This window comes from Salinispora mooreana (genome assembly GCF_000379065.1).
GTDB classification, from domain to species: Bacteria; Actinomycetota; Actinomycetes; order Mycobacteriales; family Micromonosporaceae; genus Micromonospora; species Micromonospora mooreana.
Window position 1 is genome coordinate 4036510 of record NZ_KB900614.1, and the last position, 12768, is coordinate 4049277.

General features: G+C 71.4%; 14 protein-coding genes. 4 read left to right on the forward strand and 10 right to left on the reverse strand.

The annotated features are described in order from the left end of the window. Positions 1–14 precede the first annotated feature (14 nt). From SALPAC6_RS0119215 to SALPAC6_RS0119230, 4 genes are read right to left on the reverse strand one after another with little or no spacing between them, the layout of a single operon-like run. Positions 15–1265, reverse strand: coding sequence for a metallophosphoesterase (locus tag SALPAC6_RS0119215; protein ID WP_018254975.1), 1251 nt, complete (start codon positions 1263–1265; stop codon positions 15–17). Between the two features lie 13 nt (positions 1266–1278). Further along, on the reverse strand, positions 1279–1575 hold the full coding sequence (locus SALPAC6_RS0119220) for a MoaD/ThiS family protein (protein ID WP_018254976.1): 297 nt from the start codon (positions 1573–1575) through the stop codon (positions 1279–1281). A gap of 1 nt (position 1576) precedes the next feature. Further along, entirely contained in the window at positions 1577–2590 is a 1014-nt protein-coding gene (gene moaA / locus SALPAC6_RS0119225; protein WP_018254977.1) for a GTP 3',8-cyclase MoaA, read from the reverse strand. Next, entirely contained in the window at positions 2553–3500 is a 948-nt protein-coding gene (locus SALPAC6_RS0119230; protein ID WP_018254978.1) for a fructosamine kinase family protein, read from the reverse strand. The genes moaA and SALPAC6_RS0119230 overlap by 38 nt, the downstream gene beginning before the upstream one ends. 150 nt (positions 3501–3650) lie before the next feature. On the opposite strand from SALPAC6_RS0119230, the gene mobA reads away from it, so the two are divergent. Both mobA and SALPAC6_RS0119240 read left to right on the forward strand, forming a co-directional pair. Next, entirely contained in the window at positions 3651–4370 is a 720-nt protein-coding gene (gene mobA, locus SALPAC6_RS0119235; protein ID WP_018254979.1) for a molybdenum cofactor guanylyltransferase, read from the forward strand. After that, a complete protein-coding gene (locus SALPAC6_RS0119240; RefSeq protein WP_018254980.1) occupies positions 4367–4660 on the forward strand; it encodes a DUF6457 domain-containing protein in 294 nt (97 codons plus the stop codon). Before mobA ends, SALPAC6_RS0119240 begins: the two co-directional genes overlap by 4 nt. On the opposite strand, the gene SALPAC6_RS0119245 is transcribed toward SALPAC6_RS0119240, so the two are convergent. Together SALPAC6_RS0119245 and SALPAC6_RS0119250 are read right to left on the reverse strand one after the other, a co-directional pair. Next, complete coding sequence (locus SALPAC6_RS0119245; protein ID WP_018254981.1) at positions 4661–6574, reverse strand: beta-propeller domain-containing protein; 1914 nt, start codon at positions 6572–6574, stop codon at positions 4661–4663. Positions 6575–6695: 121 nt separating this feature from the next. Then, positions 6696–7154, reverse strand: coding sequence for an Lrp/AsnC family transcriptional regulator (locus tag SALPAC6_RS0119250; protein ID WP_026189852.1), 459 nt, complete (start codon positions 7152–7154; stop codon positions 6696–6698). Between the two features lie 106 nt (positions 7155–7260). Between SALPAC6_RS0119250 and ddaH the strand changes: the two genes are divergently transcribed. Then, positions 7261–8046 carry a dimethylargininase gene (gene ddaH / locus SALPAC6_RS0119255; RefSeq protein WP_018254983.1) on the forward strand — a complete coding sequence of 262 codons (786 nt, stop codon included), beginning with the start codon at positions 7261–7263 and terminating at the stop codon, positions 8044–8046. Between the two features lie 65 nt (positions 8047–8111). On the opposite strand, the gene SALPAC6_RS0119260 is transcribed toward ddaH, so the two are convergent. Both SALPAC6_RS0119260 and SALPAC6_RS0119265 read right to left on the reverse strand, forming a co-directional pair. Continuing rightward, a complete protein-coding gene (locus SALPAC6_RS0119260) occupies positions 8112–9311 on the reverse strand; it encodes an ABC transporter substrate-binding protein (protein ID WP_026189853.1) in 1200 nt (399 codons plus the stop codon). An 84-nt stretch (positions 9312–9395) separates the two neighbouring features. Next, positions 9396–10190, reverse strand: coding sequence for an alpha/beta hydrolase family protein (locus tag SALPAC6_RS0119265; RefSeq protein WP_018254985.1), 795 nt, complete (start codon positions 10188–10190; stop codon positions 9396–9398). A 79-nt stretch (positions 10191–10269) separates the two neighbouring features. Between SALPAC6_RS0119265 and SALPAC6_RS0119270 the strand changes: the two genes are divergently transcribed. Continuing rightward, positions 10270–10887 carry a bacterial proteasome activator family protein gene (locus SALPAC6_RS0119270; protein ID WP_033666459.1) on the forward strand — a complete coding sequence of 206 codons (618 nt, stop codon included), beginning with the start codon at positions 10270–10272 and terminating at the stop codon, positions 10885–10887. Positions 10888–10908: 21 nt separating this feature from the next. Here SALPAC6_RS0119270 and SALPAC6_RS0119275 read toward each other — a convergent pair whose 3' ends face one another. Next, entirely contained in the window at positions 10909–11730 is an 822-nt protein-coding gene (locus SALPAC6_RS0119275; protein ID WP_018254987.1) for an HAD family hydrolase, read from the reverse strand. A 204-nt stretch (positions 11731–11934) separates the two neighbouring features. After that, positions 11935–12639: a hypothetical protein gene (locus SALPAC6_RS0119280; RefSeq protein ID WP_018254988.1), complete on the reverse strand. Its 705-nt coding sequence runs from the start codon at positions 12637–12639 to the stop codon at positions 11935–11937. Positions 12640–12768 lie beyond the last annotated feature (129 nt).

A 12768-nucleotide genomic window follows, 5' to 3' on the forward strand; every position in this document is an offset into this window, starting at 1 on the left:
TCACGTGAGCTGCACTATGCCGAACGCAGCTCGACGAGGGTGATCTGCGGCTCGGCGCCCACCCGGACCGGGGGGCCCCAGAAGCCGGCACCGTTGGTCACGTACACCTTGGTGCCGTTGATCTCGCCGAGGCCGGAGACCACCGGCTGCTCGAGCCCGACCAGGTAGTTGAAGGGTACGAGCTGCCCACCGTGGGTGTGCCCGGAGAGCTGCAGGTCAACACCGTGGGTGGCGGCCTCGAACGCCGCGTACGGCTGGTGGGCGAGGAGTACCACTGGTCGGTTCGGGTCCCGGTCGCCGAGGGCGGCGGCGTAGTCCGGCGGGCCCGCCACCCCGGTGCCGGCTGCCTCGACGTCGTTGACCCCGGCCAGGTCGAGTACCCCACCCCGGGCCTTGATCTCCACCCGGTGGTTCTGGAGGACCCGCAGGCCGAGGCGGTCCAGCTCCTGCACCCACTCCTCCACACCGGAGTAGTACTCGTGGTTGCCGGTGACGAAGTAGCTGCCGTGTCGGGACTGCAGGTCGCGCAGCGGTGCTGCCGCCTCGCCCAGCTCGGCGACGGAGCCGTCCACCAGGTCGCCGACGACCGCGACGAGGTCGGCGTCCATCCGGTTGATGGCGGCCACGATCCGCTCGGTGTGCGCGCGCCCGAGCAGCGGGCCGAGGTGGATGTCGGAGACGGTGGCGATGCGCAGACCGTCCATGCTCCGGGGTAGCCGGGCCAGGGGGATCTGCACCCGGTCCAGCCGGGGTGGGCCGAGGGCGGTGCGTACGCCGTAGCCGGTCAGACCGGTAGCCGTGAGCCCGGCGAAGATCGCCGCCCCGCGCGCGAGGAGTAGCCGGCGGGACGGATCGTGGTCCGGCTGCCCGCCGACGGGCGGGGCGGTGGCCGGCGGTTCGACCGACCCGCCGGCCGTCACCAGGGCCGGTTCTGGTGCCGGGGCGGTCGGCGCGGCGGCGGCTACCCGGCGACGCAGCACCAGCCGGGCGACCAGCATCGGCAGTTCCAGGGCCGCCAGCAGGAGCAGCAGGTAGAACATGACCGCGACCCAGAGATAGCCCGGCCAGGCGAGCCAGTACGCCCCGGCTTGGGTGGTGATCAGCGTGGCCGGGACGAGCACCGCGAGGACCAGCATGGTGACGCCACCGATGCGTCGCGGGAGCCCCGGTCGAGTGGTGTCGCGTACCAACCGCTTCCACAGGTAGAGGTGGACCAGGCCGGTGAGGAGGGCCAGAGCGGCGACGAACCCCAGTACGGCTAACAAGGCTGTGCCTCCCTCAGCCACCCGCGAAGGGGGGCAGAACGTCGATCGTGGCGCCCGCGGGCAGCGGTGCCCGTCGATCGTGCCAGTTCACTCCGTCAACCAGGAAACTGGCAACGCCCAGTACCGCGCCGAGCCGCTCGCCGTGCCGGTCGGCGATGTCGGTCAGGACCGCGTCCAGCGACCGGCCGGCGGGCAGGTGCTCCTCGGCGCATCCGGCCGCTGCCCGGGCCCCGGCGAAGTAGCGGATCGTGATGGTCTTGGTCATCCGGTCGGGCCGGGCGTCGGTCGTTGTCCTCCGCCGGTCGGACATGTCAGCCTCCTATCGCGGACATCGAGCGGTCGGGCTGCAGGAACCCCGGGTCGTCGATGCCGTGGCCCGCCCGTTTACCCCACATCGCGGCCTGCCAGCGGCGGGCGATCTCGTCGTCGTCGGCCCCGGCGCGGAGCGCTCCGCGCAGGTCGGACTCGGTGGTGGCAAAGAGGCAGTCGCGGACCTGGCCGTCGGTGGTGAGCCGGGTGCGGTCGCAGTCTCCGCAGAAGGGGCGGGTGACGCTGGCGATCACGCCGACCCGGGCCGGGCCGCCGTCAACCAGCCAGGTCTCGGCCGGCGCCGCGCCCCGGTGGGCTGGGTCCGGGACCAGGGTGTGTTCGGCCCGCAGCAGGGTGAGGATCTCGTCGGCGGTGACCATGGTCGACCGGTCCCAGCCGTGCTGGGCATCCAGCGGCATCTGTTCGATGAAGCGCAGCTCGTAGTGGTTGTCGAGGGCGAAGCGCAGCAGTGCGGGCGCCTCGTCCTCGTTGATGCCGCGGATCAGGATGGTGTTGATCTTCACGGGGGTCAGCCCGGCCTTGGCGGCGCCGGTCAACCCAGCGAACACGGCATCCAGTCGGTCCCGTCGGGTCAGCCGGACAAACCGCTCCCGGTCGAGGGTGTCCAGCGAGACGTTCACCCGGTCCAGGCCGGCGGTGCGCAGGGCCGGCGCCAGCCGGTCCAGACCGATGCCGTTGGTGGTCAGCGAGATGCGCGGCCGGGGGGCCAGCGCCGCGACCGCCGCGACGATGCCGACCAGGCCGGGCCGGATCAGCGGCTCACCACCGGTGAACCGCACCTCGGTCACACCGAGGCGCCGCACCGCGATCCCGATCAGCCGGACCACCTCGTCGTCGTCGAGGAGCTGCGGCCCGGCGAGCCAGGGCAGCCCCTCGGCCGGCATGCAGTAGGTGCAGCGCAGGTTGCACTTGTCGGTCAGGGAGACGCGCAGGCTTCGGGCGACGCGGCCGTGCCGGTCAACGAGGACGCCAGCGGTCGGTCGGGCGGCGTTCACCTGTTGACGGTAGCGCGCCCGAGGCGAGCAGGGCGCTTCGGGCGGTGTGGGCAACCGCTTCGCGGTAGGTCGCACCGAAGAGTGCGGTGTGCACCAGCAGCAGGTGGAGTTGGTGCAGTGGGATCCGCTCCGGCCAGCCGTCGGCCAGTGGCCACGCCTCGTCGTAGGCGGCGCGGATCCGGTCCAGGTGCGGTGCGCCACCAAAGAGCGCGAGCTGCGCGAGGTCGGTCTCCCGGTGGCCGCCGTGTGCTGCCGGATCGACCAGCCAGGCCCGGTCGTCGCGGCCCCAGAGCAGGTTGCCCGGCCAGAGATCACCGTGCAGCCGGGCCGGCGGTTCGTCGCCGCCGAGGGCGGCGGCCCGGTCGGTGACCTGCTCGACCAGCTTCCGCTCCGCCGGGCCGAGCGCGCCGTTGTCGACCGACATCCGCAGGTACGGCAGGAGCCGGCGCTCGACGAACCACCGCGACCACGGGCCCTCGTCCCGGGTGTTGTCCGCCGGCAGCGTGCCGATGAAGCCCGGCCAGTCGGCGCCGAAGGCCGGGGCGCCGGCCCGGTGCAGGGTCGCCAGGTCCCGGCCGAACCGCTCGGCGGCCCCCGGGTCGGGCTCGCCGGGCTCGACCCACTCCAGCGCCAGCAGGTTGGGCAGTGCCACGATCACCTCCGGTACGGCGACCGCGTCCGCCTCCTGTAGCCAGCGCAGCCCGGCCGCCTCGCTGGCGAAGAAGTGCCCCGGCTGGTCTCCGGTGGCCGACTCGGCCCAGGTCTTCGCGAAGATCGAATGCCCGTCGTCAAGGGTGAGCCGGGCGGCGGTGCAGCTACTGCCGCCGGCGACCGGCGTCTCCCGGATCCGTTGGTGGGTCCGGAAGGTCGGCAGGTGCTCCGGGTGGGCCCGCAGATACGCCAGATCCATGGGTCGGACGGTAGTGGGTGGGGGCGGGTCGAGGGCGGCGGAGGCCGAGAAGTCGCCGCCACCTGCCCAATTACCCACCGTGGCTGTGGACAGACCGCGTGTCGTCCACAGGGGGCTGACGGCGGTCGGGGCGGTGAACAGGCTGCCGGAATGGCCTCCAACGACCGCCCCCGGTTCTCCCGTCGCTCCGGCGTGAACCTGATCGCCGCCGTGCCCTGTCTGCTCGGCCGGTACCCTAGCCGGGTGCGCAGGTACGCGGCGGTGGTGCTGGCCGGGGGTGCGGCCCGACGGATGGACGGCGTGGACAAGCCGGCCCGGCCGGTCGGTGGCCGTCCGATGCGGGACCGGGTGCTGGCCGCGGTCGCCGACGCCGCACCGCGGATCCTGGTGGGCCCAGCGGCCGGCGCGCCGGCCGACGTGTTGATCACCCGAGAGTCGCCACCGGGCGGGGGGCCGGTCGCCGCTGCCGCGGCCGGGCTGGACCGGATACCCGCCGATGTGGACCTCGTCGCTCTCCTCGCCGCCGACCTGCCGCTGTTCACCCGGGACGCGGTCCGGGAACTACTGGACCAGCTCGACGGCGAGCGGGGCGGGGGCCAACCGGCGGCGGGTCCCGGCGGGATTGACGGGGTGTGTTTCGTGGACGACACCGGGCGGCGGCAGCCGCTCTGTGGGGTGTGGCGGGTCGCCCCGCTGCGGGCCGCGTTCACCCGGCTGGTTACCCAGCGCCCCCTGGCCGGGGCGTCACTGCGGGTGCTGCTGCACGGGCTGGCCGTACGTGAGGTGCCGTGGCGTGGAGATGGCCCCCCACCATGGTTTGACTGTGACACTGACGAGGATTTACGCCGGGCAGAGGAGTGGGTGCGATGACTTCGATGGACGACTGGGTGACGGCGGTCTGTACCGAGCTCGGCCTCGACCCGGCTCGGGTGCCGGTGCCAGCAGTGCTCGACCTGACGCGGGAGGTGGCGCATCAGGTGTTGCGCCCCGGCGCCCCGGTCGCCGCCTACCTGGTGGGGGTCGCGGTCGGCGGGGGCGCGGAGCCGACCGTCGCCGCGGCCCGGATCCAACAGTTGGCCGCCGACTGGCCGGTCGAGCTGGGTGCGGCGGGTGAGCCCGGAACGTCGAACGGCCGGGCCCACCCGCCGGGCCAGAGCTGATCAGCTATTTGGCAGCCAGGCCAGACTCTGCCCGGTCGTCGGGTCGGTGGCCCGCAGGCCCGCATCCGACACCGTCCAGAGGGTGTCGCCGACGAGTAGCGAACGGGTGATGTGCCCACCAGCCGGGTGGGTCACCTCGCCCTGGTCGGTGAGGGTGTCCCCGGAGACCCGCAACAGACGCAGGCCGGCGTTGACCGGGACAGCGAGTAGCCCGGTGCTCGGGTCGTACCGGAAGGCGTGCGGGTCGTGCTCGGCGGCGGACCAGGCGTCCGGGCGGTGCCAGCGGTCCAACCGGAGTGGTTGGGCCGGGTCCCGGACATCGAAGAGCGAGACCTGGACTCCCTGTACGCGTCCATCGAGGTCGGCCTCCTGACCGATACCGAGCAGCCGGCCGTCCGCGACCGGGTGTAGGTAGGCCGAGTAGCCGGTGATCTTCAGCTCCCCGGTGACCCGGGGGGCAGCGTGGTCGCTCAGGTCGAGCGCGTAGAGCGGGTCGGTACGCCGGAACGTCACCACGTAAGCGGTGTCACCGAGGTAACGCACCGAATAGATCCGCTCCCCCGGGCCCAGGCCGGTGACCGCACCGATCCGGGTCAGCACCCCGCCCTGTCGACGCAGCACGTGGACGCCGGACTCCGAGCTGCGCTCGTCCTGTCCCGTGCTGGCGAGTTGACTCGTGGTGGTCGTGGCGACGCGTAGGTGGCCCTGCCACTGGGACAGGGCGTACTGGTTGATCAGCCGGCCGGGCACTGCGCCGGCGGCGACGTACTGGGGACGGCCCGCGGTGGTGGTGTCGAACTGGTAGATGTCGGTGACCGAGGTGCCGAACTGGTCGGGCCACCGGCCCGGAGCGGGCGATACCGCCGGGCGTCGCTGGCCCGCCAGGTAGAGGCTGTCGCCGGTGCTGTAGACGGTGTCCGCGTCGGCGGCCACGCTGACCGGGGTGCCGTCGGTGAGCCGGTCGGCGGTGAGGTCGAAGCTCAGCACGGTCAGCACGGCGGAGCCGGTGCCGGTCTGCGGACGGCTGAGTCGGTCGCAGTCAACTCGGCCGCTCCCGTGCTCCGCTCCGGCCGTCCACTCATAGGCCGGCAGCCACGCCTCGATGCCCGCAGCGGCCACCGCGGCCCGGTTCGCCTCCTGACGGGTCGCCTCGTCGGCGGTGGCGGGCTGCTCCGGGAAGGTCACCTGGGGGTGGGACTGGATCACCACCCGGACCGTGCTCTCGGTCTGTCGGGCGTCAAGGGTGCGACCGTTGATTTCGTAGGTGCTGATCACCCGGGGTGGGCCACTCAGGTCAACCAGGTGGAGCTGGGTCGCGGTGGGCGGGTTCGATCCGGGTCGCGGCACGGCAATGTCCTCGTGACCGAGGCCGGCCGCGGGCAGGACCATCGGTGCCGCGTCGGTGAGGACCATCGCGTGATCGCCGTACAGGAGCAGGTCGTGCTGGCCCCAGTGGCGCTGGTCGGGGCCATCGTTGAGGTCCAGCCGCCCGATGAACTGGTTGGTGGTGGGGTTGACGACCCGGAGCACGCCCTGGCTGATGGTGACGATTCGCCGCCCGTCGGTCTTGACCAGGTCCGGCTCGTCAACGCCGGGCTCGTATGCATTGGTGAGTGAGTGCTCCCCGGCCGGCTTCGACTCGGCGGCGACGCTGGTGGCGTCCTGCGATTCCAGTCTGCCCCGTTGCTGGGGCACACCGTTGGCGAGCCCCCACGGGCCGACCTCGGCTGTGGTCGCGGCGCGCAGTTCGGCCAGCGCATCGGCGCAGGAGTCGAAGGAGACCAGCCGTAGTGGTGACTCGGGGCCGGCTGGTGGGATCTTCGGGGCCGGTGACCGGGTCGCGGCGGCGCTGCCCGCGAGCAGGAGGAGCGCGAGCAGCGTACCCGCGACAAGAGTGGGACGGCGCGATGTCATGCCCCCTCCGACGCCGCCGGCCGACCCGCGGTTCCCGAGCGGCTCGCTGTCGTGCGGCGGGGCTCGCCCCCATAGATACGGCGGTGGCGGGCCCCAGGACGGGTGGGAGCGGCTGCGGCGATCAATCGGGGGACGGGCCGACGCCGGGGGACTCGACGAGCCGGGAGAGCACGATGGTGCTGCGGGTGGAGGTCACAAAGGACTCCGCTCGCAGGCGTTCCAGTGCGGCCTCGAGGTGGGCAATGTCGGCGGCGCGCAGGTGGACGAGGGCGTCCGCCTCACCCGAGACGGTGTAGGCCCCGACGACTTCGGGGTGCCGGCGGGCGGCGACACCGATCTGCGGTGGCGTGGTGCGACCGGCGCAGAACAGCTCGACGAACGCCTCGGTGGTCCAGCCGACCGCGGCCGGGTCAACGACGGCGGTAAATCCGCGGATGACTCCGGCCGCACGAAGCCGATCAACCCGCCGTTTCACTGCTGGGGCGGACAGGGAAACCCGCTGTCCGATATCGGCGTATGACGCACGGGCGTCGGCGACGAGCAGCGCAATGATTCGCTGATCCACCACGTCTATCTGCAATGTTCTACCCCCTGGAAGCAACATTTGTGGCTGTTATCGCTGCTAGACGATACCTACCTTGGTAATCGTGAACCAGCAGCGAGTGCCGCGAAAGCGGACATATCTCATGTGCTTGCCGAAGCATTTCGCGGTGGAGTACGCGATCAACCCGTGGATGGACGTCACCGCCGCGGTTGACGTGGAGTTGGCGGTCAAGCAGTGGGACCGACTGCGGGAGACACTGGTCGGGCTCGGCCACACCGTGCGCCTGCTGACCCCCGAGCCGGGGCTACCCGACATGGTCTACGCAGCCAACGGCGCCTTCGTCGTCGATGGCACCGTCTACGGCGCGCGGTTCAAACATGCGCAGCGGAGCGCCGAGGCCGCGGCCCACCGCGGCTTCTACCAATCACACGGTTGGCACTTCATCGCCCCGACCGCTACCAACGAGGGCGAGGGTGACTTCGCATACCTGCCGGCGGCGCACGGTGGTCTCGTCCTGGCTGGCTACGGCTTTCGGACCGAGCCTGCCGCCCACGCCGAGGCGCAGGAGGCGCTGGGCCGACCGGTGGTCTCGGTGCGGTTGGTCGACCCCCGCTTCTATCACCTGGACGTGGCGTTGGCCTCGATCGACGACAGCAACATCGCCTACTATCCGGGCGCCTTCTCCGCCGCCAGCCAGAAGGTTCTGGCGCGGCTCTTCCCAGCGGCTGTCGTCGCCGATGACGCCGACGCCCTTGCGTTCGGTCTGAACCTGGTCAGCGATGGACGCAACGTCGTCCTGAACAGCGAGGCGACCGGTCTCGCCGACAAGCTGGCCGCCGCCGGCTACCAGCCGGTGCCGGTGGCGCTGGCCGAGTTACGCAAGGGCGGTGGCAGCGTGAAGTGTTGCATCGCCGAACTGCGCCACTAGCGCTCGCCGCCGAGCGGCGCGGCACTCGGCGGGGTGGTCAGAGAGCGGATCCACGCCGTCCCCGCTCAGCCGAGCGTGGCCAGCTCGGTCAAGAGCACGTTGGCGAGGAGCTGACCGTCGAGCTGGACCTCCCGGAGGTACCACCGCTGCTGCGGGGTGCGCGGCTGGTTGAACTGCCACACGCCGCGGGGGCTGTCCACCCGGCCGATCTTGCCGAGCGCGAGGTTCACCTCCGACGGGGTGGGTGACTCGCCAGCACGCCGGATCGCCTGGTTGAGGACGTGCGCCGCGTCGTAGGACGCCGTCGCGTACGCGGTCGGCGAGGTGCCGTGCTTCTTGCGGTACGCCGAGGCGAAGAGGCGGTTGGCCGCGTTGTTGAGGTCGGGCGAGTAGTTCAGGGCGGTCAGGATGCCGAGAACATCGGTCTTGTCCTTGAAGCTCGCCAGGACGTTGCCCTCGGTCAGGAAGCCCGGGGCGTAGACAGGGCCGGTGTACCCCTCCGCACGGAGCTGTTTGAGGAACTCCACGGCGGCGGTGCCGGCGAAGAAGCAGAAGATGCCGTCCGGGTCACGCTCGAGCGCGGTGGCGATATCGCGCCGGTAGGCGTTCTTGCCCGGGGCGCCGGAGATCTCTTCCGTCCAGGTGACCGGATCTTCGATCCGGGGGTCGGACTTACCAAACTCCTGCTGGAAGCCCCGGAGTACGTCCTTGCTGGCCGGAGAGTCCGGCATGATGATCGCCAGTCGCTCCGATGGATCGAGCGCCTTCCTCAGGTGGCGGCCGAGGGCCCGACCGGCCTCGTCCAGCACGTACGACGTGCGCCAGATGTAAACGACGCTCTGCAGGCTGCTGGGGGAGGCGTTGGAACCGACCAGCGGCACCTGGGCCTGCTCCACCGTGTCCCGGATGCCGAGCATGACGGCCGAGCCGACCACGCCGGTGAGGGCCAGCACCCCCTGCTTGAGCAGCTCCTCCACCGCGGCCTGGCCAGACTTCGCGTCGTTGCCCTCATCGGCGGTGACCAGCTCGGTCGGGTGCCCGCCGAGCTGCCCCTCGTTGAGATCCAGGAAGAGTTGGAAGCCGTTGGCCACCTCGATCCCGACCTCGGTGAGATTGCCGGTCTCCGGTATCAGCATGCCGATCTTGATCGGGCTCAGCGGAGCCGTGGCGTCGGATTCACTGCTGTCGTTACATGCCGTCACGAGTCCGGCTGTGCCCAGCGCCGCCAACAGCTGTAGGGCACGCCTGCGGTTCACCTGTGTCACCGGGTCCCTCTCCAGAATCTTGGCCGGGCGCATCCTGCCCATCCGGCGTTCTACCCCGTTCGGCAACGCTGCGTCAATCAACTCCTAGGTTTTGGTGAGGGAACGTAACGCGAGGACGACCTCCGGCCAGGCCGTCGAATGTGGGTCGATGAGGCCAAAATGTTCGCAATGGGGCAGCTCAAGCAGGTGGATGTCGCCGTCGGCGGCATGCCCGGCCGCGACGAACTCTCGGCTCATCGATACCGGCACCTGCTGGTCGAGGGCACCGTGCATAACTACTGTCCGTGACTTTGGTAGCGGCAACGAACGCGGATCACAGGCCGCGTAGCGGTCCGGCACCTCGGTCGGGCCGCCGCCGAGGAGTGCGGCCACCGCGCCCGTGTCCAGGTCCAGTCGGTAGGCCTCGGCGAGGTTCGCCACCGGGGCCAGGGCGAGGACCCCGCCGACCACGGCGGGCAGGGTGGCGGCGGCGTAGAGCGCCAGCTGCCCACCGGCGGAGTGGCCAATGAGGAGCGGCGGGCCGGCCGCCACCGCGCCGGGGAACGCCTCGGCCGTCAGCCGGGGCAGCTCGGACACCCCGGTCAGCACGTCGGTCATGGTTCCCGGCCAACCACCGCCGGGCTGCCCGGTCCGGCGGTACTCGACCTGCGCCACCGGGTAGCCGAGCCCGGCCAGCGCGGTCGCCAGCGGCGCGGTGTGCCGGCGGTCGTACTCCGCCCGCCAGAAGCCGCCGTGCACGACGATCACCAGCCGCTGGACCGGCCCGGCACCGGTAGGCCGGCGGAGATCCGCGACCTGGTCCGGATGGGAGCCGTAGGCGATGGTGACGTCCGGGTCCGGAGCGGGACGGGTGAGTACGGCACGCGGGTTGCTGGACATGCCGGTGACGGTAGCGGGTTGCCCCGATCGGCGCTGATCGTTGCTCCCGGGGGGCATCGCCGTCGGCGGCTGGGGAAAGATGGGTGCCATGACCGAAGCGCAGTCCGCAGGACAGAACGACGTGCAGGACCAGGCTGACGAGCAGGGCCAGGACGATACTGCTCGGACCGGCACCGTGGTGGTGGTGGGGCCGGACGGCCGTCCAGTCGGCACGGTGCAGACCGACGAGAGTCAGGAGGACCCGGCCCGACTGGTGGAGCAGCCGGCCAAGGTGATGCGGATCGGCAGCATGATCAAGCAGTTGCTGGAGGAGGTCAAGGCGGCCCCGCTCGACGACGCCAGCCGGCACCGGATGCGGGAGATCCACGAGCGGTCCATCGTAGAGCTCAAGGAGGGGCTCGCTCCCGAGTTGCGGGAGGAACTGGAGCGCCTCGCCCTGCCCTTCACCGAGGAGAAGGCACCCAGCGAGAGCGAGTTGCGGATCGCCCACGCGCAGCTCGTCGGCTGGCTGGAAGGGCTCTTCCACGGTATCCAGGCGGCTTTGGTCGCCCAGCAGATGGCCGCCCGGGTGCAGCTTGAGCAGATGCGCTCCGGTCGGCAGGCCCTCCCCAGTGGGCCGGGTGGAATCGCGCCCGGCATGCCCGGGATGGGGCAGCCGGCGGGCGGCGAGGGGCACAGCACCGGTCAGTACCTCTGATCGGTGCCGCCCGGGCCGCCGTCAGCGGGTCAGCAGCCGGTCAAGGTAGACGGCGACCCCGTCGTCGTCGTTACGGAGGGTGGCTTCGTCGGCGGCAGCGTGCACCTCCGGGTGCGCGTTCGCAACCGCCACCCGGGCCCACCCCGCCCAGGAGAACATCGGCAGGTCGTTCGGCTGGTCGCCGAAGACCAGAACCTCCGCCGGGTCCACGCCGAGCCGCTCGGCGACCACCCGAAGCCCGGTCGCCTTGTCCACGCCGGGCGGGCAGATCTCGATGAAGCCCAGGCCCGCCTGGGTGAGCGAGGCGGCGTGCGGTGGGAGGACTCGCCGGGCCATCGCCAGGAGCTCATCAGTGTGGTGGTCAGCGGTCCGGGCGAAAGCCTTGATCACGTTGCCGGCGAGGCACTCGGCGCGGCTGCGCGCCTCGAACAGGTCCGGGTACGGCCAACTCGCGTGGTAGTCCCCCCAGAGGGGTGCGTTGGACTCGTCGGACGACTCCACCATGACGGTCAGCGGGCCGACCGCTGCCTCCAGCTCGGTCAGCAGCTCCGCCAGCACCGCACCGGAGAACCACTCGTCGCGGAGCACCGACGGCCCGTCCGGGTCGCTCTGGTCTACCACCCAGCCGCCGTTGGCCATGACCAGGAAGTCGGCGGCGCGGATGTCGTTACGGGTCAGCTCGGTCAGCCGCGGTCCGCGACCGGTCGCGCCGACCATCGGAATGCCGGCGGCGCGCATCCGGTCGAGCACCTCGTGCGTGTATGCGGAGACGGTGTTGTCGCTGCGGACGAGCGTCCCATCCAGATCGGTGGCGATCAACTTTGGTAATCCCGGGCGGACCATGGCTCCTCCTTCGCCCGCCGCCGTCGCGGCCAGTCGTCACAGTTGTGTGACCCGGCGTTACGGCGGGCAGCAACCGTACCTCGCGGAGGCGGTCGTCACCATGGCCAACCGGTGAATCTGGTGCCAACGGGTGGCATGGCGGCAGCGCCGGGACCGGTGGTCGGGCAAGCCGGAGGGGGAGCCCGGCGGCCGGGCTCAGCTCGATCAGTCCGGGCGAACGAACGGGGCCGTCGGGCCGACGGTGAGGTCGGCGGGGGGCGGCAGATCGTCCACTGCGGTGCTGCGGCGAGAACGCAGTCGCCGGGCCGGCGTTGCCGCACCGGCCTCCGGCACCGGATCGGTCCTGCCGGTAGCCGAGGCGAGCAGCAAGGCAGCCCCGAGTAGTGCGCAGGCCAGGAAGGCGGTGACCATCCCCCGCCCGTATTCGATGTCGAAACCGTCCTGGCCGCGGTAGTAGATGGCACGTACGTCCGTGTCGCCGATCGTGGTGGCCCCGGCGACCAGTACCGCGAGCAGAGTAGCCGCCAGGGCGAGGCCGGCGATGCGGGCGTTTGACCGGGTGGCGCCGGTGCCGTGCAGGGCGAGGGCGACCGCTACGGCCAGACCGAGGAGGCCGACCAGGTAGGCGCTACCGAAACTGCCCACCTCGTCAACCGTTTCTGGTATTTCGATCGGACCGCCGGCTGGACCGCCGGTTGGCAGGTGCAGCACCACCCACTCACCCACCAGCGAGGCCAGCCCGGCGGCGGCCCCGAGCCCGGCGAGAGCGAGTGGCGGGCGTCGGTCGCGGAGGATCCGGGTGAGGCCGCGCCGTCGGCCCGACGATCGAGAGTCAGCCTCACCCCACTGCCCACCGGCGATGCTGTCGGACCGGTCTTCCTGTCGGGGGATGGGCTGCTCCGGATCCATCGGAAACCTCTCGGATCGACGAGTCTGATCCGCATCATGGCACAACCAGCCAGGGGTGGGCGGGACCGAATCGCACTCGCGGCTGCCCGCCTCCTCGTCGTTGCCCCGGGCTGTCCGCCGCCCCGGCTG